The organism is Bradyrhizobium sp. AZCC 1721 (assembly GCF_036924715.1).
GTDB lineage: Bacteria > Pseudomonadota > Alphaproteobacteria > Rhizobiales > Xanthobacteraceae > Bradyrhizobium.
The window spans coordinates 5,087,114-5,110,014 of sequence record NZ_JAZHSB010000001.1 but is presented as its reverse complement, the minus strand read 5'-3'; the positions used below and the strand labels follow the sequence as shown (position 1 = coordinate 5,110,014).

The following is a 22,901-nucleotide window of genomic DNA, read 5'->3' as shown; positions in this document are numbered from 1 at the left end:
GCCCGATCGATGAAGAAGAATGATCTGCTTTCCGATGAGATCTGGGCCTTCCAGCCGTTCGCGCCCGGGGCCGGCGACCGCGCGCTCCAACCTGACGAGACGCAGGATCAGGAGTTCGGCGACGAAGGCGAGCCTTACCCGCTGGCGCTGGATGCCGCCAGCGTGTCCAGCGGCGAGGTGTATGCGGCGAAGCCGGTCGCGTCGATCGCGACGCTCGCCAACTACCTCGTCAATGGCTTTTGGCAATACAACAACAACGTCGCCCATCACTTTGCTTCCAACACCATCACCTACAACATCAACGGCCTGAATTCGGCGGAGCAGTTCCTCGCGCTATCGGCACTGCAGGCGTGGTCCGACGTTGCCAACATCAGCTTCGTCCAAACCTCCGGCTCCGCGAACATCACGTTCACCCACAACGGCACGATGGAGGCCTATAGCAGTGGCCAGTGGTCGGGGAGCGGCGCGATCTCCTACCAGATCATCAACATCAGCACCGACTGGGTCACCACCGACGGCGGCGCCAACGACGGCAAGACTGGCATCGATAGCTACGCCTACCAGACCTACGTCCACGAAATCGGCCATGCGCTCGGGCTTGGCCACCAGGGGCCGTACAACGGCAGCGCGTCGTATTCGACCAATGCGATCTATGCCAACGACACCTGGCAATATTCGATCATGTCGTATTTCGGCGAGCACAATTATTCCGGGAGCTCGTACCGCTACGTGGTCACGCCGCAGATGGCGGACATCTACGCCATGGCTTCGATCTACGGGGCGGCGACCTCGACCAGAACCGGCGACACCGTCTATGGCTTCAGCAGCAATGCGGGCGCGGTATTCAGTTTCGGCAACTACGCTTCGGCGCCGGCACTGACGATCTACGACAGCGGCGGCAACGACACGCTCGATTGCTCCGGCTATTCGTCGGCCCAGACCATCGATCTGCACTCCGGCGCCTTCTCCTCGGTCGGCGGCCTCGTCAACAATATCGGCATCGCGCTCAGCGCGATCATCGAGAAGGCCATCGGCGGCAGCGGCAATGACACGCTGATCGCAAGCGGCTTCGGCTGCACGCTATCCGGCGGCGGTGGCGGCGATACGCTGGCCGGCGGCGGCGGAAACGACAGGCTGATCGGCGGCAGCGGCAAGGACAATATGACCGGCGGCGCCAGCGCCGACACGTTCGTATTTGCCTTTGGCGACAGCTCGGCCGCGAGCGGCCAGCATGATCGGATCACGGATTTCACGACAGGCACCGACCACATCGATCTCAGCGGAATCGATGCGATAACCTCGACCGGCGCGCTTGATCTATTCCATTTCACAGGCGCAGCATCGTTCAGTGGATCTGCCGGAGAATTGAACTACGTTTATGATAACTCCTTGGGCATGATAACCTTACAAGGTGACGTGAATGGAGATGGGATTGCTGACTTCGCTATAGATCTCGCGGGAAATGCAGCAATATCCACCGTGGATCTTATTGGGATCGTGACAACGCCAGTCGTCGTCGAGGCGTTCGGCTCGACCAGCCTGACCCAGATCGGCAGCAATTATTTGCTCTACCAGGCCGGTTCTGGTCCCGTCTTGAAATTCGGAGGCGCGCCGGTGACCGCGGGCATGTGGGCGGGCTGGGCGCCGATCGGCGCGGAGCAGACCGCAACCGGCTATAATGTGGTATGGAAAAATGCCGGTACCGGTCAGTACAATGCGTGGAGCACTGACAGCAGCGGCAACTATATCACCAATACTCTCACCTTCGTGTCGGGGACCAACACCGCGCTGCAATCGCTCGAGACCCCCTTCCAGCAGGACCTCAACGGCGACGGCACAATCGGCGCCCCCACTGTGGTGATCGAGGCGTTCGGCTCGACCAGCCTGACCCAGATCGGCAGCAATTATTTGCTCTACCAGGCCGGTTCTGGTCCCGTCTTGAAATTCGGAGGCGCGCCGGTGACCGCGGGCATGTGGGCGGGCTGGGCACCGATTGGCGCGGAGCAGACCGCAACCGGCTATGATGTGGTATGGAAAAATGCCGGTACCGGTCAGTACAATGCGTGGAACACTGACAACAGCGGCAACTATATCACCAATACTCTCACCTTCGTGTCGGGGACCAACACCGCGCTGCAATCGCTCGAGACCCCCTTCCAGCAGGACCTCAACGGCGACGGCACAATCGGCGCCCCCACTGTGGTGATCGAGGCGTTCGGCTCGACCAGCCTGACCCAGATCGGCAGCAATTATTTGCTCTACCAGGCCGGCTCTGGTCCCGTCTTGAAATTCGGAGGCGCGCCGGTGACCGCGGGCATGTGGGCGGGCTGGGCGCCGATTGGCGCTGAGCAGACCGCAACGGGCTACAATGTAGTATGGAAAAACGCGGGCACCGGTCAGTACAATGCTTGGAGCACTGACAGCAGCGGCAACTATATCACCAATACTCTCAGCTTCGTGTCGGGGACCAACACCGCGCTGCAATCGCTCGAGACCTCATTCCAGCAGGACCTCAACGGCGACGGCACAATCGGCGCCCCCACTGTGGTGATCGAGTCGGCCGGCTCGACCAGCCTGACCCAGATCGGCAGCAATTATTTCCTCCACCAGGCCGGTTCTGGTCCCGTCTTGAAATTCGGAGGCGCGCCGGTGACTGCGGGCATGTGGGCGGGCTGGGCGCCGATCGGCGCGGAGCAGACCGCAACCGGCTATGATGTGGTATGGAAAAATGCCGGTACCGGTCAGTACAATGCGTGGAGCACTGACAGCAGCGGCAACTATATCACCAATACTCTCACCTTCGTGTCGGGGACCAACACCGCGCTGCAATCGCTCGAGACCTCCTTCCAGCAGGACCTGAACGGCGACGGCGTAGCCGGCCATTTTGCCAATGTGTTGGACGGGCACCTCGGCGGTCAGACGCTCACTTCAAGCGGGGTCGGCCCAACAGCGCTAATCGGCAGCCCCAACGATATTCTAAACGCGGGCGGTGGCCCCGATATATTCGTTTTTCGATCCGACTTCGGATCAAACACCGCGGCCGGCGTGGATTCGATCCAGTTCGATCACGCGGTTTTTGCCGACATGGGTGCTGTGCAGAGCCACATGCAGCAGTTCGGGCCTGACGTAGTGATAGCACAAGATGCACAGAATCTGGTGACGCTGCACAACGTGCTCCTCTCCAATCTGCACGCTTCCGATTTTCAGTTTATTTAGATGGATACCATGCGCCCGCGGCGGAATCCGGCAAACGGGGAGGGGCGAGTCGAAAAATTCGGAGTTGCGGAATTTGCGAAGACGCGAAGCGCAGACGTTCTGCGGTATGCCGAAGGCTGGCCATCTTTCGAGACACTTTACGTCGCAACTGTTGGCCGTATTTTAACTCGTCACTAAACGCCCCTCTTTTGCAGGATCGAGACGCAATCGAGTCCGTCCTCACCCCAACCTTCCGCGCGGCCCTGGATCTTCTGAAGCACGACATCAAGTCCGAGTGCAGCAGCATACTCCCGCATGATTTTGCCGGACATGTCGGACCGCGTACCGGTGTTTGTGGCCCAGTTGCTGTCGGGAGCCATCTCACCGAAGTTCGAATGATGTAGGAACGCCGATCCGCCAGGCTTCAAAACCCGCTTGATGTCGAGCAGATAGTCGCGAACGATCAACTTGTCGAAATGAACCATCGAATCCCAGGTGTAGACGAGAGTGATGCCGTCGTTCGGGATCATCTTGAGATGATTGCCGTCGGTGACATGATAATAGAACCGCGTCCCGTCTTTGGTGTCACCGAACCGCGTGCGGCAGGCGTCGATGCACGTTTGGTTGATATCGACGAGGTGCAAGAATTTGGTGTGTCGGCGTAGAAACTCGGAATTGCGGCCATGTCCGCAGGCGAGGTCGAGCACCGTGGTAAAATCGAGATCCCTAATCAAGGGGAAGATGATTTGATTCCACTGCAATTCCATAGCCGGCTCTGCATCGATGAAGTAGCCCTTGGACACGTCGTGCGAGTGGCCGCACTGGATGGCCGTCTTCCACTTTACGAGTTCCTCGATCGCAGGCTCCACATTCTTGGTCGGATCGGCCGCCAGGCGTTCAAGGGCCTCTCCCCCTTTCTTGGCAATATCTGCTGCGAAATAGTTGACCGCATGCCCAGTCGGATAAAGGTCATGGGATTTGATCAGGGCCATAGCGTGGGGGCTCAAGCTTCCGGACAGGGCACGCGTGTCGATCAATCTGATCCACGCGGAAATATTACGTGGGTTTGCCTTGATCGCCGCATCGGGATCACCTGGAGCGAACATGCGTTGGAACGCGGACGATAAGAACTTCATGCCAGGTCCTTTCCTCGATCCGAGTGGGACCAATATCAGCAAACTTTAAGTTGAGCAAGTCAGCGCAGGTCACTGTAGTAGCTGTTGTGTCGATCGCTTGGCTGCTGAGCTGGACGAGCTGGGGCCTTTGTCCATTCACGGCAAGCGATCGTCAGACTCCACATGCGACCTTCGCCACGTTTACTCCCGGTCTGTGGCGTTGATGATCATCCCGAGATCGATGCCGATCTGGCCAACATGATGGTCTCTGGCGTTGCCCTTGTTGGGGAAACCAAACGCACTTCCACGGTCAAGCTTCAGCATCATCCGCCATCGGTTTCCGAAACGGGATTGATAGTGCTTGCGATTGATCATGGACAGGTGGATTAAGGCCTTCGTTTATTGAACTCCCACAGGCCATGCCAAATTCAATTGATAAGACGATACGCGCTGCGTGTCTGTCGCAAGATGTCTCGACGGCTGAACGCGCGGTTGCGATCGCCGGCAACCTCAGTCTCGATCGCGCCTTGACGAGCTATGCCATATTGAATTAGGGGCTGCTTTGCGCAATCCGAAACGAGCAGGGTCGATGTCATGACGGATGGGCGAGGCGTCGTCCTGGTAACCGGTGCGAGCGGTTTCGTGGGCTGGCATCTGGCGCTCGCGCTGGCGCGCGATGGATGGGTTGTGCGCCGCGGCGTTCGCAAGCCATCAGGACGCGAGGGCGAAGTCGTGGTCGAATCGATCGACGCCACGACCAATTGGCAACACGCGCTTGCTGGCGTAGACGCCGTGGTTCACCTTGCGGCCCATGTCCACCGTCCACATGAAGAGCGCGCAGTCGAAGTCTATCGCAATGTCAACATTGAAGGCACGCTGCACCTTGCGAGCAGCGCATTGAACGCCGGTGTGCGCCACTTCATCTTTGTCAGCACCATTCTGGTGCACGGCCGCAGCAGTGACGGTCGCGCCCCGTTTCGCGAGGACGACGATCTGATGCCGCGCGGCCTTTATGGAATGTCGAAAGCAGCCGCCGAAGCCGGCTTGAAGACGTTGGCGCAAGGCGTCGAGATGTCCTTGACCATCATAAGACCGCCGCTGATCTACGGTTCCGGCGCAAAAGGGAATTTCGCGCTGCTGCAGAAGGCCGTCGGACTTGGCATCCCGCTTCCGTTTGCGGGGATTCACAATCGTCGTGCGTTCCTGGCCGTAGACAATCTGTCGTCGTTTATCCTGCATCGGCTTCCGCGCCGAGAGCAAAAGTTCGAGGTTTTCCTCCTAGCGGATGAGGAGCAGGTTTCCACCCCGGAATTCATCACGCGGCTTGCACACGCGGCGGGTGGTTCGGCGCGCCTTTTTCACATCCCGAGACCGCTGCTGAGCGCGCTGCTCAGGGTCAGCGGCCGCAAGGAAGTCAAAGAGAGCCTCCTCGGCTCCCTGGAGCTTGACCTTTCCAAGGCCAATGCGACGGGCTGGCGGCCGCCGATCACGCTCGATGAGGGGCTGAGACGGGCATTGCGCGAGCCCGATCACTGACCTATCGAAAAGCCGTCCGGCTCTGGATTGTCGTCTCCAAGAGAATGTGCAGAAGTAGTGCTACCGTTAACGCTCCGATCAGGAGCGACACGATGTTCGGCCGCCGAACGGTCCTTGCACGATCGCCGCTGAACGCCCCACGAGGTCGCCAACATCAATTTCGTCCAGACGTCGGGCGCTGCTGACCTTCAATCGGAATGCCACTTTGACCGCCTTTATACGGCCGCCAACGCAGCCGCGAGCACGCCGCAAAGCAGCATGAGCCCGAAGTTCTTTCACAGGATTATCGATTAGCTCGCGAGCTGCCTGCCTAACCAGGAGCGGACAACTATCGCCGGCAGTTCGCATCGCGCGTCCCAGACCTGAAACGCATATTTGGTTTGCGGCCCGGCCAGGCCGTCGATCTTGCCGGTCTCGATACCGTCGATCCGGCAGATCAACTGCTGCGCGGCGACCAGGCGTCCGATCGGCCACCGATCGAAACCGTCGACGCCCTGCTGCAGCAGAAACGCCTTGATCGCCGCCTTGGTCAGACCGCCGAGCAGGCCGTCGACGGCGCCGTCATAGAGGTGCGCGGCCGCAAGCCGCGACTGCAGGTCGCAAAAGTCCATCAGAGTTTCCTTTGATTGAGTGCACGCGGTCGGCTATGCTCCCGCCCCGCTTGAGGTGGGGGGATCACTTGATTGCTAATCTTCAATTTTTGCGCGCTGTCGCTGCGATGGGCGTGGTGTTTTATCACACCGACTACCGGCTCGCAGGCAACCTTCACACGGACTTTGAGGGCGTTGCCATCTTCTTCGTGATTTCAGGCTTCATCATGAGCTACATCACGCAGAACGGCGAAGAGGATTTTCTGTTCAAGCGTCTGATCCGGATCGTCCCGCTCTACTGGATCGCGACGTTCCTGATGATCCTGACGAACCACAGGCTCCGCATCGTCTGGCCATCATTCTGGCTGACGGGCGAGCCAGCGCTGATCGTCGACACAATCCGCTCGTTCCTGTTCATCCCGTGGGAGAAGTTCCCGGTACTCGGGATCGGCTGGACCCTCAATTTCGAGATTTACTTCTATGCAGTCTTCGCGGTGATGCTGACGCTGAGCCGGCGATGGGCGCCCGTGCTGACGGCCATTGCCGTGATTTCAGTGATCGCGCTCGACAGGGCGACCGGCGAGCGGGTGTTCTTGCTGCATTTCTACGCCCACTCCTACGTCACCTATTTCGTTTACGGGATTGTCCTGTACTACGTCTGGTCGATCCTCGGCCGCTTTACCCCACGCGCCGCAGCCATTGGCTGCAGCAGCCTGATCGCGGTCTGGTTTGGCCTGCACTTCGTCTACCCGCTCTGCCCCGCTTTCGTAGATCAGTGGATCTGGATCGCTCCGATCGCCGTGGTGGCGGCAGCGCTATTCGCGGAGAGCGCCGGCCTTGCGATTACGTGGCAGCCCGCGCTCCTGTTGGGCGCAGCATCCTATTCCATCTACCTTCTACACACGACCTGGTTCGAGCAGATACGACCATACTTGCGCGATCTTGCGTTACCGACAGCAAAGGATTCACCTAGCGTAATGCTGTTCTCGATTGCATCGGCTGCGCTCGTCGGAATAGCGGCTCACCTATGGATAGAAAAGCCACTGCTCGCCAAGTTGCGCAACAAACTAAAAGCCAGAACACCGGCCGTTGAAGTAATCCGTATGACATCTCACTGATTTCCCACGCACTGGACAAAGCCGGGATTTGCATTTGCAGCGCCACCAGCGGTGTTCGTGAACAAGAATCGCTGGTAGTCGTGGTCTGCGCCTGGTTTGCGCGCCTCACGATCGACGCATCGTTCACACCGTCACTTGACCCCATAGCGGCGCAGAAGTAATTGGGACCGCAAATGCCGTACCAGCGACAGTGCTAAATCCTGCTATTTCAATGGTTTACGGGGACTGCATTGCGGCCGCTTAGCAGCTCCTGTAGATAGACAGCGGCAGGGTAAACCAAACACTCCGCGATCGCTCTCTGTCCACTCTTCAACTAGGCAGCAAGTGCGCTTCTTGTTCTTCGCGGCACGGCCTAGCTCCTCAGTCATCGGGTAGCTGAGCTCATTTGCTGATCGATGTCGCGATGCCTTGAGGACGTTGGCGGTCGATCTGACGAGCAAGCTAAGCAAAGTGCGATGGCCCGATAGCTAATATGGGATTGAGAAAAAGTCCGACCGATCTACTGAGTAATTCTGCCTGGAACGCGATCGCCTTTGTCGTGGCCGTAGCACTGAATCTCGTGATCCTTCCGTTCGTGGTGTTTCGCCTCGGTGTCGCAGCGTTCGGCGTCGCTGGTCTGGTGACCGCATGTGTTGCGCCCGCGCTGGCGTTCAGCAACGCGCTTGCATTGTCGGCGACGCGGGAGCTCGCCCTGCGGCTGGAGCCGTCCGAGCGCAACGATGCGCGACGCTTATTCGCAACCGCATTGATGCTGGCATTGGCAACCGGCGGCGCGATTGTGATGATCTTCGCCTTGGCCGGGGCACCGCTTGCGCGGCTTGGATTTCACCTGAGCGGGCCGTCCGCGGATGATCTGGGACTCGCATTTGTGCTGGCCAGTGCCGGATGGTTGTGCCAGTGCCTGTCCGCTGTCTTCCTGGCCTTGTTCACGGCGCGCCAGGACTATCGAAGGGTTGCTTCGATCAGCATCATCAGTACCGTGGTCGCAACAAGCTCCATGCTGTTGTTGATTCCGCGCTGGCCTCAAGCCTCGACGTTTCTCGGCTGTCAGGCGTTGGGTTTTGCAACGAGCCTTGTTCTGGCCTTCGGATGGTCCCGACGTGTCGTAGGCGAGTGGCTCGCGCGCCCGACGATCGATCGCGGGTCGCTCAGCAACCTCGTCAAGCTGGGTGGCTGGCAACTGGCTGCACAGAGTGGCGCGCTCATTGCCGCACAGGCGGATCGTTACTTGCTCGGAGCTTTGCTGCAGCCGCAATTCGTCGGCTTTTATACGATTGCGCAGCGGCTGGAGGAGGCGGTGTATATCGGCGTCCTGAAGGTCGGCGAAATTCTCTTCCCGTTCTTCAGCGCTCTACAGAAGGAGACTGACGATCGCAAGGCCGATCTCCTGTTCCGCTCGTCCTGGATACTCAATGTGCTCGCCGCGAGTGCGCTTGGCGGCCTTATCCCCGTCGCCGGCCCGTTGCTTCATCTGTGGACCGGCGCCGAAGTGGCTGCCGAGGCCCAGCGTGTGCTGGTGATACTGTCGATCGCCGGCATCCTTGGGTCGAGCTCGAATGTCTTTGCTTTCTATCTTCTGGCGCAAGGGCGGTCGAGTTCGAATGCCGTGATCTCATTGCTCACGGGCGTGTTCACGGTAGCGACCAGTGCGATCGCTTTGCCGTATTTCGGATGGCAGGCGGCGGGCTGGAGCGCCTGCATTGGCATGATCGCTCAAATGGTCACCGTCGTGATCTTGCTGCGCCGGCATTTCGGCCTCGCCGGTATGCGGTCGCGTCTGACCCACTTCGTGTTGATGCCGATTGGCGTCGGCATCGCAACCGCGCTGGCGTTGCGATATGGCTTCCGTAATGCGCAACTCGACCAGGCAATTGGCTGGTGGTACGTGGGGAGCTGTTATCTGCTGGCGGCTGGCATCATCTTCGTCGTCGCGGTCGCGATCTCACGCGCCGGTCCCTACGGCGCGGCCTGCTGGCGGGATCTCCGCGTCATCGCCAGCCGCTTCCTGTCCCTCAAGGCGATCTGACGAATGTGCGGAATTGCGGGCATCATAGACCTTCGCGGCAACGCGGTCGAACCGTCGGAAATCTCGCGACTGACGAATCTCCTCGCGCATCGCGGACCCTTTGGCGAGGGAAGCTGGTTCAGCGCGAACCGCAACTTGGCGTTCGGCCACCGCAGGCTCGCCATCATCGATCCCAGCGAGGGAGGCTTTCAGCCGATGGTCTCCGGCGACGGCCGCCATGTGATCGTGTTCAACGGCGAGATCTACAACTTCCTCGAACTGCGGCGCGAGCTTGAGGCGCAGGGGGCAATCTTCCGCAGCCAGTCCGATACCGAGGTCATTCTGGCCGCATGGCAAGCGTGGCGGGAAGGCATGCTGACGCGCTTCAACGGAATGTGGGCGCTGGCGATCTTCGACACCAAAGCCGAAGAACTGTTTCTGGCGCGCGACCGCTTCGGCATCAAGCCGCTGTTGTATGCGCTGACATCGGAACGCTTTGTCTTTGCATCCGAGCAGCGCGCATTGGTGCGAAGCGGCCTGATCAACGTGTCGCTGGATATCGACGTGGCGCGGCGACTTATGCTTGATGCTTTCGGAGTCGAAGGAAGCGAACGGACCCTTTGCCGGGAGGTGCGCCGCCTTCAGGCCGGACATTGCATGTCGCTGCGCCAGGGCAAACTGGAGGTCCGGCGTTGGTGGCGGACGGTGGATCACCTGCCGGTGGTCCCGAACACTGAAGCCGAACGGGTGGAGCGCTTTCGCGAACTGTTCCAGGACGCGGTCGCGCTTCGGATGCGCAGCGACGTGCCGATCGGGACCTGTCTGTCGGGAGGGTTCGATTCGTCGGCTGTGATCAGCACCATGGCCGCGCACGAAAAGGCCGGCATGGGTCCGCGGGACAGCACCTCGTGGCGCCACGCTTTTGTGGCGACCTTTCCCGGCGCCTCAAATGACGAGCGGCCGATGGCGGAGGAGGCGGCGGCGTGGGCGGAGGTCGTGCCGACATTCCTGGAGATTGGGCGGGCCGACGCACTAACCGAACTCGACCAGATCCTCGACGACAATGATGACGTCTATATCGGACTTCCAAGCGCGGCCTGGTTGATCTATCGAGAACTCAAGCGTCACAACGTGACAGTGTCGCTGGACGGCCATGGCGCGGACGAGTTGATGGGGGCCTATCTTCAGGAGGGGCAATCGGGAGCGTTCTGGATGCGAAACGCGGCTGCCGCACTTGGCTCAAGTTCGGCGCTGGCGAGGCGAGGTGTCGATCTGCTGCGCGCGCTGATGATCCGACGCCAGGGAAACTATTTCCTGCGTGACGGTCTGCGCGACGTGCCGGTGGAGCTCCCGCTGGTCGGAGAAGACGACGTGCTGCCGGGCGACTGGGGGGCATTGAACCGACGGCTCTACCGGATGTTTCACAGCACCGTGCTGCCGACCATCCTGCGAAACTTCGACCGCCTGTCAATGGCTCACGGCATTGAGGTCCGCATGCCGTTCATGGACTGGCGTCTGGTCACCTATGCGATGGCGTTGCCGGAATCCAGCAAGTCATCGAATGGCTATACCAAGGTCGTTGCACGAAAGGCGATGGCTAACCTGATGCCGGAGTCCATCCGGATGGGGCGCCGGAAGGTCGGATTCAATTCGCCGATGCCCGAATGGTTGAACGGACCTCTGGCCGGCTGGACCGCGGGTTTGCTCGACCAGAAGGTGCCGGCGTTTGCCGAGTTGGTGGACGAGGAACGCTTGCGCCGGACCGTTGGCCATTTGACCTTCTCGAAACAGTGGGATTGGGAGTCGGCCGGCCGCATCTGGCCGTATCTGAACATGAAATGGATGCTGGCGAGGTCTTAGCATGCGGCGCATCCTGATAGGCCTGATCGACGCCATCCTTGGCTGGAAGAGCCGGCTTTCCGGGGCCGTAAGTATCGGACGTGGGTCGACGATCGCGTGGCGCCGCATCAGGCGCGCGGCAGGCAACGCGTTGTCGGTAGGAGAAGATTCGATCGTCCACGCTGATATCAGTTTCGAGGAAACGGGAGGCAAAATTCAGATCGGAAGCCGCACATTTATCGGACGAAGCCACCTGGTCTGCTATCGAAGCCTCTCCATCGGCGACGACGTCATCATGTCATGGGGGATTACGATTGTGGACCACGATTCCCACAGCATCGATTGGATAGACCGCCGGAACGACGTTCGCGAATGGAGTGCCGGCCGGAAAGATTGGGAGAAGATCGCGCACGCGCCAGTGGTGGTGAGCAATAGGGCTTGGATCGGATTCAACGTGAGTGTGCTGAAGGGAGTCACGATTGGAGAGGGTGCCGCAATCGGAGCCTGTTCGGTCGTCACCCGGGATGTTCCGCCGTACACGTTGGCTGCCGGGAATCCGGCCAGAGTGATCCGGACATTAAGCTCCCCGCCAGATGCAAGTGCCGAGGGTTGAGTGTCATGCGTGTCTTCCAGAACAACGGCTTGTCTCGCGGATTCCAGGCCCATCGTCGCCGCTTGCCGTATCAAAGTTTCGCCGCCGGACGAGCGCAGTTTCTGGATACCAGATTTACGGCATCCCATATCCTTCTGCCCGTACTGACTAACTGCCCGGACGCATTTTATACCAACGGAGACGACAAGGACCTGCAACTGCTCTGGGCGAAAGAGAACGGTCTGCAGACAGAAAATCTGGAGCAAATTCTGCTCGCGCAGATCGAGCAACATCGCACCGAAGTGTTCTACAATCTTGACCCGATCCGTTACGGCAGCGAGTTTGTCGCGAAATTGCCGGGCTGTGTGAAGAAATCGGTTGGCTGGCGCGCTGCGCCATCCGGAAACGCAGACCTGTCGAAATACGACCTGATCGTATGCAACTTTCCTTCAATTCTCGAGAGTTGGCGGCAAAAGGGCTGTCGAGTCGCGTATTTTTTCCCGGCGCACGATCCGGTGATGGATGCCTATGCCGCAGCTCGAAGTGATGAACTCGATCTCATCTTCATCGGCGGATTCTCGCGCCATCACGTCAAGCGCAGGCGGGCTCTTCGGGCGGCGGCTGCAACGCCCGGTGTTCGGGCACGCTTTTATCTCGAAGATTCGCGCCTTACCCGATTGGCAAATTTTCTTCCCCCTCTGCCGGCGCTGCGCTCATATCGTCATCCGGACGAAATTCGGAAGATTCGCGCCGATCCGTTGTATGGCCGCGATGCCTATGCCGCGATCGCCAAGAGCCGGATCGTTTTCAACGGCGCCGTGGACATGGCGGGAGAGGATCGCGGCAATATGAGATGCTTTGAAGCGACAGGGGGCGGAGCGGTCCTTCTGACCGACGCGGGGCGCTATCCGGAAGGCTTCGTTAATGGCGAAACCATGTTGCAATATTCCTCGCCCGAACAAATACCGGAATTGATCGACAAGCTTATGAGAGATGAAGCCCTGGCCAGATCCATCGCTCAGGCGGGTTGCGCTATGGTAAAGGAGCGCTATAGCAAACAACTGCAATGGGCGAAATTTCAGGATCTGATCTGAATGGCGCGCTGGGTTAGCTAACTTATGGTGGAGCAGCCATTCACGACATGGGAAGATGCCGTGGTTTGGCTGCGCAATCAGCCGGACCAGCGTCAGCTTGTGCTCGACGCGTTCTATGACGACCCTCTGATCGATGCGGCCGAGCGTTACTTTGCCTGTGCCGAATGGCAGGCGGTTTCTAAGTTTTTGGAGAATCGAACCGGCAAGGCGCTCGACGTCGGCGCCGGGCGCGGAATTGCGAGCTACGCGCTGGCGCGAAGCGGATTTGCGGTCACTGCGCTCGAGCCTGACCCCAGCGGCGTGGTCGGGACGGCGGCGATCCGCGGGCTTGCGGCGGAGGCTGGCTTGCCGATCGAGGTGGTCGAGGAGTTTTCCGAGCGTCTCCCGTTCGCTGACGGCGTGTTCGATGTCGTGTTCGCGCGGGCCGTGCTGCACCATATGCGCGATCTCGACAGCGCCTGCCGGGAAATGTTCCGCGTGCTTCGCCCCGGAGGAATGCTCATTGCCGCGCGCGAACACGTGATCAGCAGGGAATCCGATCTCGGGGCATTCCTCGATCAACATCCCCTGCATCACCTCTATGGCGGCGAGCACGCGCATCTTCTCGATCGATATACCGGCGCGTTGAGGAATGCGGGATTTGCTGCGATCGAGGTGCTCTCGCCGCTCAAGAGCCCGATCAATCTGTTTCCCCATACAATCGAGACGCTGCGGGCGGCCGTCGTGGAAAGATTGACGGACAAGATTCCGGTCAGGCCCGTTTGGCGCGCCGCGCTCGCTTCCAGGAGTGTCTTCACGTCGCTGCTTTCGATGGCAGAGCGCTTTGATCGCCGGCCCGGCCGGCTTTATTCGTTCGTCTGTCACAAGGCAAAAACATGAACGTGTGGGTTACCGGCGCCAATGGCTTCATCGGCCGGCATCTCGTTCGAGCGCTGGCCGATCGGGGCTATCGCGTTCACGGCATCGGTCACGGCGCGATCGGCGAAGCCGAACGGCGTCGCATCGGCTTGGAGCATTGGCTGAACGGCGAAATCGATGCGGCCAATCTCAATGCGCTTGCGGAGCGCGCCGGACTGCCGTCGACGATTTTCCATCTGGCCGGCGGGTCGTCGGTCGGGCTGTCGATCGCGCAGCCGTTTGAGGATTTTTCGCGCACCGTTACGAGTACGGCCAGGCTGCTGGAGTGGCTGCGCGGGGCCGCCAGGGATTGTCGCTTGATCGTCGCGTCGAGCGCGGCAGTCTATGGAGACGGTCATGGGGGTGCAATTGCGGCGGATGCCGCAACGCTTCCGATGTCGCCCTATGGGCAGCACAAGCTGATGATGGAGCAACTGTGCCGAAGTTATGCCGTCAGCTTTGGCATACGCAGCACGGTGGCGCGGCTGTTCTCGGTCTACGGACCAAACTTGCGCAAGCAATTGCCATGGGACATCTGCTCCCGCCTGCAAGCTGGTGAACGGAACCTGGTGTTGGGAGGAACAGGTGCGGAGGTACGGGACTGGACCGATGTTCGCGACGTCGCGCGGCTATTGGCCGTGATCGGCGGAACGCCGCAGGCGGAGACCTTTCAAGTGATCAACGCTGGCTCTGGGCTTGGAACGACCGTGGCACGGGTTGCCGCCATGCTTGCAGAATGCTGGGGCGGAAGCGTATCGGTACAGTTTTCGGGCATTGTACGCGCCGGCGATCCGTCAAGTCTGCTGGCGGACGACGCAACGCTCCGCGCCCTGTCCTTCGACTGGACGATCCCGGCTGAACAGGGCTTTGCGGACTATGTCTCGTGGTTCAAGGGTCAGAGCCGGTGAACGAGGGGTCGCCGCTGCGTCTCGCCTTTACGCATATTCCCCGCAGGCTCTGGGCCGGCGGTTACAACTATCAAAGCAATCTATTTCAGGCGCTGAGCAAGTTCCGCGGCGGCGAGTTTGCGCCCATCCTGTTTGCCGGGGCCGGTGGCGATGACGCCGATCTTGCGCCGCTTGCCGCGATACCTGGTGTGGAGGTGGTGCGATCGGCGGAGTTCGACGGCCGTGCCGGTTTGGCTGCCGCGCTGGCATGGGGATTGGACCGGGAGGCGGTGGCCGAATTCCGGACGCATCGCATCGATGCCGTCTTCGAAGCTGCCCGCTTCTTTGGTTGGCGACTGCCTTATCCCGCAATTGCCTGGTTTCCCGATTTTCAGCATCGACGATTGCCGCAGCTTTTTCCGGCGGCGGCGCGGTGGCGTCGCGAAGCCGGCTTCCGAATGCAGATTGCATCGGGGCGCACCGTCATGCTGAGCAGCGAAAGCTCGCATCGCGACTTCCGGAAGTTCTATCCCGGAGCGAAGAACGAGGTCTGTGTGGTTCGTTTCGCGACCGGGCCGTCGCCGGCGTTCCTGAGCGCAAATCCGGCTGAGATCGTTGCGCAGTATCAGTTGCCTGAAAGATATTTCTACCTGCCAAATCAGTTCTACACGCACAAGAATCACCAGGTGGTCGTCGATGCGCTGGCCATCCTGGCGGAGCGAGGGTTCGATGCGGTCGTGTGCGCCTCGGGCAGCACCGAAGATCGGCGCGAGCGAGGCTATTTCGATGAAGTCATGGCGGGGGTCCGAAGTCGGGGGCTCGAAAAACGCTTCCGTCATCTGGGAATGATTCCGCTTTCGCACGTTTACGCGTTGCTGCGGGCGTGCACCGGGCTGATCAATCCGTCGCGATCGGAGGGATGGAGCACAACCGTCGAGGAAGCGAAGTCGTTTGGCGTGCCGATGATACTGTCTGATCTTGACGTCCACCGCGAACAGACCAACGACACGGCGAGCTATTTCGGGACGGATGATCCCGCGACCCTCGCCGATCACCTGATGCGGGTATCGCAGGATTCAGAAGTTTCAATAATTCGAAACCTGGTTCCGTATCAGGACGATCGCGTGGCGGCCTTTGCGGCGGATTTTGGCAATACGGTTCAGCGTGCGATGCAGGCCTCTCTGCGGTGACGCTTCGCAGCGAGCGGTCAAGTCGATGCGCAGCCCTACATAGGTAGAGTGCGGGACACGTAGTCCTTTCGGCCTACCAATCTTGAGAAATAGGGTGTTCTCCAAATTTTGGACCACAAACTTATGGGGCTGGCGATTTGGGCCTCGATCTTAGCGGCCGCGAGGCGGTAGTTGCCGGCCAAGCTCCGGTAGGCCGCCCGAGCCTCCGGTTGTTGGCAAAGCTCGGCCTGCTCCAGACAAACGCGCTCCCACCGGCGATATTCTTCCGCGTTGTTACACATCGTCCCCTCCGTCACTCGGCACAAGCTTTGCCCAGGACGGTGTCGAGAATGGGGTCGGACTAGGCCAAGCGTCGGCCAACAATCAGGCGTGGGACCGAAGTCTCGCGCCCATTGTTATCATCGCCACAGTCGGTGAGCATGTGCGGCCAGCGCCTCCCTGTTGTGTTTCATGTTCCCCGCCATTCAGCGCTACCGCAACCTATTACAAACCAACCTGACTGAGATCGAGTGACAGTTTGTCGAAAAGCGCCTGATCGAGGAACAAAATCAAATCTGGATAGCCTGGTCACTTTCCTTTATTGCTTTGCGGCGCTGCAATATTACTCATGAGGCGACTGTCAAAACTGCCGACGGGTCGGGATGGGGTAACCGGGGCTGTGGCATGACGTGGCGAATTCCGTTTGCGATTCTGATTTCGAGCGGCCCGATCCTCGCCCTGATCAATGGGGCGCTGGGCTCGACCAGCAACCCGGTTTTGACGGCGGCCGTGCTGGTTGGCTCGACGGTGGTGATCGGGCTGTTCGGTCATTACCGGGGAATTGTGCTCCGCGAGATCGACGTTCTGTTTGCGGCCTTTGTTGCGACTGTTGCGGTCTCTGTGGCGCTCAACGGTCTGCCGCCGGCGCGGGATGCTGCGTTGTTTGCGCTTTCACTTGCCGCCTATCCGGCCTGCCGTGCCGTGCCCTTAGGTAAGCCGTTCGGGGCCTTTTCAGCCATAACGATTTCGATTGTTCTGCTTGGGGCGATTGTGGTCGCGGGGTCTCTCTATGGGGCGGCGGTAGACTTGCGCGGGCGTCCTGTCGTACTCGGTTTCGGGCATGCCCCGACGGTCTTTCTGATGTCACTCGGTTTCCTGCTGATCGTGATTGCCACGTCGGAAAAACTGACAATCCACCGGGCGATTTTCGCATGTGTCATTGCCTGCGGTCCGATCGTGATATTCGCTGCGGCGCAGGTTCGATTTGTATTCGTCGCGCTGTTGATTGCGTTGCTGGCGTCGTTACTGGTGGCTCGGTCGAGGCAGCGGGTGGCCGTCTCAGTCATCGTTGGTTTCTTTGTCTTGGCGGGCACGATCGGGTTTGCCGCACGGCATCAAACCTCGATGGGATCCCTTCGCGCCGCGATTGATCCGTTCAACGGTCACACGCGATCTGAAGCGGAAGAATGTGCTGAGTCCTATAACACGGTCGAGATGCGAAAGACATTGCTGCGCTCCGCGGTTTCAAGGATGCCGGATGCTGGTTTGTTCGGACACGGCCTCTCTTCGTTCGAGCGCACGTCATGCCTGAAGATGTTCCCGCATAATGTTGTCCTGCAGGCTGCGGTCGAGTTCGGTTGGCTCGGTGGAGCGGCGCTTGTGCTGATGATTGTGTTTGCGCTACGCCGGATCTGGACGGTAGCGAGAATGGACCGTGAAGGCGCCTTTGTTTTCAGCGCGTTGGTTTTTGTGCTGGTGAACGACCTTGCCTACGGCAGTTTGGTATCGTCCGGCCTGCTGTTCCTGTTCCTAGGCTACGCTGCCCGGCTCACGGAACAATCATCTCCAGTGACAGGGGCCTCCGCGTGAGATATCCCGACCTGCCAGGGCAAGTTGGAATGAAGCGATGCCACATTACAACTTCGACGTAAGAGACGGGATCATCTATCCGTTGACGAAGAGGGTACGAGCTACCGAACATCGCATGCGTCCGGGAAGAGCCCGCGCGATCCTTGGCGGAAATGGTCCGAGATGCAGTTGGGTTAACCCGAGATTTTTGTGGGGCAATGGCAACGCCGTGCAGCTCAACCGTGCGCCGGAAGTGTAAGTTCGTTGTAAAGCTCCACAATCGAAGCTCCCACGATTTTTGCCGAATGTTTGGATACTACTTGATTGCGGGCTGACCGAGCGTACCGTGTTCGGAGTTGTGCCGAGTTGGCGAGGCGCAGAATAGCATTCGCTAATGCTGCAGGATTCTCAACGGGCACTTGCAATCCGGTGTCGTCGTCAATGACGATCTCGCGGCAACCTGGTGCATCTGTTGCTATCAGTGCTCGGCCACACGCGGCTGCTTCCAAAAGGCTAACGGGCAGGCCCTCTCGGTGGGACGGCAGTATTGCGAAATGGCAGCGCCTCCAAAGCGAGGCTATGTCGTCGATGTGTCCCAGCCAAGTGACCCCAGGACGTCTACTCCATTCTTCGACTTCCTCATAAGAGACTGATGCAGGATTCGCAGGATCTGGCTTGCCGGCAATCACGAGCCTGAAGTCGTGTCCTTGATCCCTCAGAATTTGGTGAGCCGATACCAAGGCTCGAATGCCTTTATCGGCCAACAATCGTCCTGCGAAGCCGAAGGTGATAGGTCCTTCAGGCTCGGGCAGCGGCTGAAAGAGATCGGTGTCTACGCCCGATCCGGGGATGACGACAAGGCGCTTCTCGTCCACTCCTAGATCGGCGAGAACTTTTCGATCATCCGAATTTTCAACCAAAACTACGCTGGTTCGGCGGTTCAAGAGCGGAGGCAGCATCCAGCCGATGATGGCCTTTAGAATGCGCTTCCTCCGAGCTGTCGACGTAAAGATATACCCAAGTCCAGTGAACGCATTCACTTGTGAGATGCTGCGCCCAATCACGGCAATCGTACCGTAGAAGCAGCACTGCAACCCAGACTGGTGTACGATGTCCGGTCTAATGTCGCCTTCAAGGCGTCGTAGTGCCAAGATTGTGCGGATTGCAGCAATCGCAGACAGTCGCCCACGGCTGAATGGAATGCTGTGCAAAATGAAGCCCTCTGCCTCAATCGCGGGACCATGCTCGTTAGTTCGCGTTGCGACATGAACTTCGAAGCCAGCTTTCTTCGCCGCACGAGCCATGAGTAGTCGGCCCAGCAAGAAAGCCCAGTCCTCATTTGTAACGTACAATATACGTCGCGGATCAGTGGCGCAGCCAACGGTCATGTGTACACGGGGGGCATCGAGGTAGCTTGACGAGAGACTGGAACCGAAAAGGACGGCGTCGGTCGCTTTCTTAGTCACTGTCGGCCGTCCGAGCAATGGTTCGAGAGCGGTCCGGACAGCACGTAGGTACCGGCGTAGCAAGGAATGCTACTGAAAGAGGTTGATGAGGGATGTCGCGCCAGCGAGTCTCGGTGCCGCTTGTTGGGGGGCTGTGGCAGTTGTACGGATATCGAGGGCTTCGCGTCAGCTCCCGAGGCAGCCACCGCCCAGCCGGGCAACTCCAACAGCCAGCACGAATTCAGGACTGGATAAGACTGGGGCAAGGTCACTCTCGTCAAATTTCGAAGTCGGCGCCCGCGACCACCATTCAGGGCCTCACGCATTCAGGCCTCACGCGCCTAGTGCGAAAGGTGAGGTCCTCTGTTCGGGTCAGAAAACCAAGCATTTACAAGTAGATGTTTGTGTTCATTCCGTGAACGAGGGCCTTGACGTTCACGCCGTGAACAGGGTACGAGTATCTCCAATGGCCCGATAGAGACGACGATGGACCGCTTGCTGCACAGCGAACAAGATAACAAGCGCATTCTGCTCAATCTTCTAACCTCCGTTCACCAGAACGGCGAGCAATCGCAGCGTCACATCGCGGCCGAACTCGGTGTCGCGCTCGGCCTCGTCAACGTGTACCTGAAGCGCTGCATCAAGAAGGGACTGGTCAAGGTGCACAATGCGCCAGCCAGGCGTTACGTCTATTATCTAACTCCGACCGGATTTGCCGAGAAGTCGCGGCTGACGATCCAGTATCTCTCAGACTCGTTTTCGTTCTTTCGCCTTGCCAAAGAGGATTGTGCCCGCGCCTTGGCAACAGCAAGGACCAATAATTTCAACCGTGTTGTGCTTGCTGGAAGGTCCGATCTTGCCGAAATTGCCATTCTTTGTGCCGCGGAGCTTGCCGTAACCGTCGTCGCTATCGTCGATCGGGGCGGCGAGGACGGCAAGTTTGCGGGAGTCGATCTGATCCGCTCCTACGCGGATATCTTGGGAGAATTCGACGCAGTGTTGGTGACCGATCTGACAGACGCGCAAGCGGCGTTCGACGATGCGGTCGCCGCCTGTGGCGCGGATCGAGTCATGGTGCCGGCTCTACTTGGCCTGCGATCGTCGGCTGAAACGGGGAGTCGCGCATGAGCCGGGCGCCCGGGATTCAATGGTATGTCGTTCAGACGCAGGTCAATAGTGAACATAAGGCCGCGCAGCACATCTTGCGTCAGGGCTTTGACGTGTACCTGCCACGATATCAGAAGCGGCGGCGCCACGCGCGCAAGCTCGATATCATAGCGAAGCCGTTGTTTCCGCGTTATCTCTTCGTCGCGATCGACATAGCGACGCAGCGCTGGCGATCGCTTCAGTCGACGTACGGAGTGACAGGTCTGGTGGGCCATGGCGACGGCCCGGCAGCGGTGCCAGAAGGAGTTGTCTCTGAGCTCAAGGCGCGTGAGGACGAGCAGGGATTCATTAGGCTGGAATCGCAACCTGCCTTTGCACCCGGAGACAGGGTTCGCGTGCTGGCCGGTGCGTTCCTGGACAGTGCTGGCTCGTTCAACGCAATGGCAGACCGTGATCGGGTCTCTATTTTGCTCGAGATGCTTGGTCGCAAGGTCCGCGTCCTTCTTGACGCGGATATGGTCGTAGCCGCCTTCTAAGAGCGGTCGCGTATCGGGCGGTGCCCGAGCGCCGTAGTTTGTCTTTCGCTCCTTAACGGAGCATCCGGGTGACAGTCGATTCACCCGGAGTGCGGTAGCATGGGATTTTTTGGCAAATGACAATTCTCGTAACGGGTGGCGCGGGTTACATCGGCAGCCACGTCGTGCAGGGGCTCGTCGAGCAGGGGCGCGCGGTTGTCGTACTCGATAACGTGTCGACCGGCTTTCGAGAGGCCGTTCCGGCGCAGGTGCAGCTCATTGTCGGCGATGTCGGAGACGAAAGTCTCGTATCGACGATCATCGCGGAACATGGGGTCAGCGCGATTATGCATTTCGCTGCGTCTTCGGTCGTACCTGAGTCAATCGCTAATCCGATCGCTTACTACAGAAACAACACGGTGAATTCGCTTAAGCTGATCGACTCCGCAGTGCGCGGTGGCGTGCGGCATTTCGTTTTCTCATCAACCGCTGCAGTTTACGGCAGTCCCACGGCGGGCTTGGTGGGCGAAGACCTCATCCCCCAACCAATGTCGCCGTATGGCGCATCCAAGTTGATGACGGAGAGAATGCTGGGCGATGTGGCGTCTACAAGCCACTTGACCTGCGCTATCCTGCGGTATTTCAACGTCGCCGGCGCCGATCCATTGTTGCGGATCGGCCAGTCGACCCGCGGGGCAACTCATCTGATCAAGGTCGCAGTGCAAGCTGCCCTGGGCGTCCGGAACGGAATGGAGATCTTCGGAACCGACTATCCGACGCCCGACGGCACCTGCATCCGCGACTACATCCACGTCTGCGATCTCGTGAGCGCCCATATCAAGGCCCTTGATTATCTGCGCGGCGGAGGCGAAAGCGTGACGATCAATTGCGGCTACGGGCACGGCTATTCCGTGCGCGAAATCATCGAGGCCGTCAAACGTGTGTCAGGCAGCGATTTTGCCGCGATCCCGCGGCCACGGCGTGCGGGCGATCCGGTCGCCATTGTTGCCGACAACGCGCTGATCCGGCGGGCGTTGTCGTGGGTGCCTGCCTATGACGATCTCGACACAATCGTCAGGCATGCGCTCGCCTGGGAACGGAAGCTGACAGTTCAATGACCTCTACGACAATCAAAGTCATCAAGCCGCATAGCGAACGGTCTTTCGCCGAGGATCTGGCTGACATCTGGGCGCACCGCGAACTCTTGATGGTGCTGGTGCGCCGCGAGATATCGGTTCGGTACCGACAAGCCGTCGTAGGATTATTGTGGGTGGTGCTGCAGCCGCTGCTGACCACGGTCATTTTCACTACGGTATTCGTTGTGTTCGTGCGTATTCCCGTGCAGGAACAATCATATCCGCTGTTCGCCTTTGCGGGCATTGCAGTGTGGCAATACTTCAATCGGGTTGTAGCAGAGGGAGGCGGTAGCCTAGTCGCGAACAGCGCGCTGATCACGAAAGTCTCTTTTCCGCGGTTGATCATTCCCCTAGTCTCGCCATTGGCTGCCGCGCTTGACGCGCTGATTGCAATCCTGGTCCTGGTCATAATTGCGAAGCTTGTAGGCGCGCATGTGAGCTGGACTGTATTCTTCGCACCTCTCGTGATTGTTGTCGTCGGGCTTTTCGGTTATGCGATCGCGCTTTGGGTCGCTCCGATGAACGCAGTTTATCGCGACGTTGGCATCGCGTTACCATCGATCATGCAGGTCTTGATGTATATGAGCCCAATCGTCTACCCGGCATCGCTGGTTCCGGAACGCATCCGCTGGCTGTACGAACTGAATCCAATTGCTGTGATGGTGAACACGATGCGTTGGGTGGTGCTTGGCACCAATGCTCCATCCCTCATCGGGATTGGAATGTTCGGAGCTCTGACGGTCCTGTTGCTCTGGGGCGGCTCGGAATTGTTTCGACGAATGGAAGGCAATCTCATTGATCGCATCTGATTCC

The 22,901-nt window shown here is 59.3% G+C and carries 19 protein-coding genes; 15 read left to right on the top strand and 4 right to left on the bottom strand.

Annotation, left to right across the window (positions count from 1 at the left end; all coding sequences use genetic code 11):
- Positions 1–9: 9 nt before the first annotated feature.
- The gene (locus V1273_RS24735) at positions 10–3,216 is read left to right on the top strand and encodes a M10 family metallopeptidase C-terminal domain-containing protein (RefSeq protein WP_334411174.1); all 3,207 of its coding nucleotides are present in this window, start codon (positions 10–12) and stop codon (positions 3,214–3,216) included.
- Between the two features lie 173 nt (positions 3,217–3,389).
- On the opposite strand, the gene V1273_RS24730 is transcribed toward V1273_RS24735, so the two are convergent.
- Both V1273_RS24730 and V1273_RS24725 read right to left on the bottom strand, forming a co-directional pair.
- Positions 3,390–4,331, bottom strand: coding sequence for a class I SAM-dependent methyltransferase (locus V1273_RS24730; RefSeq protein ID WP_334363867.1), 942 nt, complete (start codon positions 4,329–4,331; stop codon positions 3,390–3,392).
- A 180-nt stretch (positions 4,332–4,511) separates the two neighbouring features.
- Positions 4,512–4,637: a hypothetical protein gene (locus V1273_RS24725; protein WP_334411173.1), complete on the bottom strand. Its 126-nt coding sequence runs from the start codon at positions 4,635–4,637 to the stop codon at positions 4,512–4,514.
- A gap of 267 nt (positions 4,638–4,904) precedes the next feature.
- Here V1273_RS24725 and V1273_RS24720 point away from each other — a divergent pair, with 267 nt between their 5' ends.
- Entirely contained in the window at positions 4,905–5,846 is a 942-nt protein-coding gene (locus V1273_RS24720) for an NAD-dependent epimerase/dehydratase family protein (protein WP_334411172.1), read from the top strand.
- A 290-nt stretch (positions 5,847–6,136) separates the two neighbouring features.
- Here V1273_RS24720 and V1273_RS24715 read toward each other — a convergent pair whose 3' ends face one another.
- On the bottom strand, positions 6,137–6,457 hold the full coding sequence (locus V1273_RS24715) for a peptidoglycan-binding domain-containing protein (protein ID WP_334411171.1): 321 nt from the start codon (positions 6,455–6,457) through the stop codon (positions 6,137–6,139).
- Positions 6,458–6,525: 68 nt separating this feature from the next.
- On the opposite strand from V1273_RS24715, the gene V1273_RS24710 reads away from it, so the two are divergent.
- The 9 genes from V1273_RS24710 to V1273_RS24670 all read left to right on the top strand — a co-directional run bounded on the left by V1273_RS24710 (position 6,526) and on the right by V1273_RS24670 (position 17,906).
- Positions 6,526–7,554 (top strand): acyltransferase family protein, encoded by a 1,029-nt coding sequence (locus tag V1273_RS24710; RefSeq protein ID WP_334411170.1) that lies wholly within the window; start codon positions 6,526–6,528, stop codon positions 7,552–7,554.
- Positions 7,555–8,026: 472 nt separating this feature from the next.
- The gene (locus tag V1273_RS24705; protein WP_334411168.1) at positions 8,027–9,580 is read left to right on the top strand and encodes a lipopolysaccharide biosynthesis protein; all 1,554 of its coding nucleotides are present in this window, start codon (positions 8,027–8,029) and stop codon (positions 9,578–9,580) included.
- Positions 9,581–9,583: 3 nt separating this feature from the next.
- Positions 9,584–11,419 carry an asparagine synthase (glutamine-hydrolyzing) gene (gene asnB, locus V1273_RS24700; protein WP_334411166.1) on the top strand — a complete coding sequence of 612 codons (1,836 nt, stop codon included), beginning with the start codon at positions 9,584–9,586 and terminating at the stop codon, positions 11,417–11,419.
- A 1-nt stretch (position 11,420) separates the two neighbouring features.
- Positions 11,421–12,011, top strand: a complete 591-nt coding sequence (locus V1273_RS24695) for an acyltransferase (RefSeq protein ID WP_334363862.1) — start codon at positions 11,421–11,423, stop codon at positions 12,009–12,011.
- A gap of 5 nt (positions 12,012–12,016) precedes the next feature.
- Positions 12,017–13,084, top strand: a complete 1,068-nt coding sequence (locus V1273_RS24690) for a glycosyltransferase (RefSeq protein WP_334411165.1) — start codon at positions 12,017–12,019, stop codon at positions 13,082–13,084.
- 60 nt (positions 13,085–13,144) lie between these two features.
- The gene (locus V1273_RS24685) at positions 13,145–13,963 is read left to right on the top strand and encodes a class I SAM-dependent methyltransferase (RefSeq protein WP_334411163.1); all 819 of its coding nucleotides are present in this window, start codon (positions 13,145–13,147) and stop codon (positions 13,961–13,963) included.
- Positions 13,960–14,889, top strand: a complete 930-nt coding sequence (locus tag V1273_RS24680) for an NAD-dependent epimerase/dehydratase family protein (RefSeq protein ID WP_334411162.1) — start codon at positions 13,960–13,962, stop codon at positions 14,887–14,889. The genes V1273_RS24685 and V1273_RS24680 overlap by 4 nt, the downstream gene beginning before the upstream one ends.
- A 230-nt stretch (positions 14,890–15,119) precedes the next feature.
- On the top strand, positions 15,120–16,058 hold the full coding sequence (locus V1273_RS24675) for a glycosyltransferase family 4 protein (RefSeq protein ID WP_334411161.1): 939 nt from the start codon (positions 15,120–15,122) through the stop codon (positions 16,056–16,058).
- Positions 16,059–16,721: 663 nt separating this feature from the next.
- Positions 16,722–17,906 (top strand): O-antigen ligase family protein, encoded by a 1,185-nt coding sequence (locus tag V1273_RS24670; protein ID WP_334411160.1) that lies wholly within the window; start codon positions 16,722–16,724, stop codon positions 17,904–17,906.
- A gap of 215 nt (positions 17,907–18,121) precedes the next feature.
- On the opposite strand, the gene V1273_RS24665 is transcribed toward V1273_RS24670, so the two are convergent.
- Positions 18,122–19,273, bottom strand: a complete 1,152-nt coding sequence (locus tag V1273_RS24665; RefSeq protein ID WP_334368963.1) for a glycosyltransferase family 4 protein — start codon at positions 19,271–19,273, stop codon at positions 18,122–18,124.
- 543 nt (positions 19,274–19,816) lie between these two features.
- Between V1273_RS24665 and V1273_RS24660 the strand changes: the two genes are divergently transcribed.
- The 4 genes from V1273_RS24660 to V1273_RS24645 all read left to right on the top strand — a co-directional run bounded on the left by V1273_RS24660 (position 19,817) and on the right by V1273_RS24645 (position 22,897).
- Positions 19,817–20,458, top strand: coding sequence for a winged helix-turn-helix transcriptional regulator (locus tag V1273_RS24660; RefSeq protein WP_334363855.1), 642 nt, complete (start codon positions 19,817–19,819; stop codon positions 20,456–20,458).
- Positions 20,455–20,973, top strand: a complete 519-nt coding sequence (gene nusG, locus V1273_RS24655) for a transcription termination/antitermination protein NusG (RefSeq protein WP_334411158.1) — start codon at positions 20,455–20,457, stop codon at positions 20,971–20,973. The genes V1273_RS24660 and nusG overlap by 4 nt, the downstream gene beginning before the upstream one ends.
- A 116-nt stretch (positions 20,974–21,089) precedes the next feature.
- Positions 21,090–22,070 carry a UDP-glucose 4-epimerase GalE gene (galE, locus tag V1273_RS24650; protein ID WP_334411157.1) on the top strand — a complete coding sequence of 327 codons (981 nt, stop codon included), beginning with the start codon at positions 21,090–21,092 and terminating at the stop codon, positions 22,068–22,070.
- Positions 22,067–22,897, top strand: coding sequence for an ABC transporter permease (locus tag V1273_RS24645; RefSeq protein ID WP_334363850.1), 831 nt, complete (start codon positions 22,067–22,069; stop codon positions 22,895–22,897). Before galE ends, V1273_RS24645 begins: the two co-directional genes overlap by 4 nt.
- Positions 22,898–22,901 lie beyond the last annotated feature (4 nt).

What these genes read in the sequence shown, in the direction of transcription:
- V1273_RS24735 (WP_334411174.1), top strand. Translation starts at nt 10, where the DNA reads ATGAAGAAGAATGATCTGCTTTCCGATGAGATCTGGGCCTTCCAGCCG.
- V1273_RS24730 (WP_334363867.1), bottom strand. Translation starts at nt 4,331, where the DNA reads ATGAAGTTCTTATCGTCCGCGTTCCAACGCATGTTCGCTCCAGGTGAT.
- V1273_RS24725 (WP_334411173.1), bottom strand. Translation starts at nt 4,637, where the DNA reads ATGATGCTGAAGCTTGACCGTGGAAGTGCGTTTGGTTTCCCCAACAAG.
- V1273_RS24720 (WP_334411172.1), top strand. Translation starts at nt 4,905, where the DNA reads ATGACGGATGGGCGAGGCGTCGTCCTGGTAACCGGTGCGAGCGGTTTC.
- V1273_RS24715 (WP_334411171.1), bottom strand. Translation starts at nt 6,457, where the DNA reads ATGGACTTTTGCGACCTGCAGTCGCGGCTTGCGGCCGCGCACCTCTAT.
- V1273_RS24705 (WP_334411168.1), top strand. Translation starts at nt 8,027, where the DNA reads ATGGGATTGAGAAAAAGTCCGACCGATCTACTGAGTAATTCTGCCTGG.
- asnB (WP_334411166.1), top strand. Translation starts at nt 9,584, where the DNA reads ATGTGCGGAATTGCGGGCATCATAGACCTTCGCGGCAACGCGGTCGAA.
- V1273_RS24695 (WP_334363862.1), top strand. Translation starts at nt 11,421, where the DNA reads ATGCGGCGCATCCTGATAGGCCTGATCGACGCCATCCTTGGCTGGAAG.
- V1273_RS24690 (WP_334411165.1), top strand. Translation starts at nt 12,017, where the DNA reads ATGCGTGTCTTCCAGAACAACGGCTTGTCTCGCGGATTCCAGGCCCAT.
- V1273_RS24680 (WP_334411162.1), top strand. Translation starts at nt 13,960, where the DNA reads ATGAACGTGTGGGTTACCGGCGCCAATGGCTTCATCGGCCGGCATCTC.
- V1273_RS24670 (WP_334411160.1), top strand. Translation starts at nt 16,722, where the DNA reads ATGACGTGGCGAATTCCGTTTGCGATTCTGATTTCGAGCGGCCCGATC.
- V1273_RS24665 (WP_334368963.1), bottom strand. Translation starts at nt 19,273, where the DNA reads ATGACCGTTGGCTGCGCCACTGATCCGCGACGTATATTGTACGTTACA.
- V1273_RS24660 (WP_334363855.1), top strand. Translation starts at nt 19,817, where the DNA reads ATGGACCGCTTGCTGCACAGCGAACAAGATAACAAGCGCATTCTGCTC.
- nusG (WP_334411158.1), top strand. Translation starts at nt 20,455, where the DNA reads ATGAGCCGGGCGCCCGGGATTCAATGGTATGTCGTTCAGACGCAGGTC.
- galE (WP_334411157.1), top strand. Translation starts at nt 21,090, where the DNA reads ATGACAATTCTCGTAACGGGTGGCGCGGGTTACATCGGCAGCCACGTC.
- V1273_RS24645 (WP_334363850.1), top strand. Translation starts at nt 22,067, where the DNA reads ATGACCTCTACGACAATCAAAGTCATCAAGCCGCATAGCGAACGGTCT.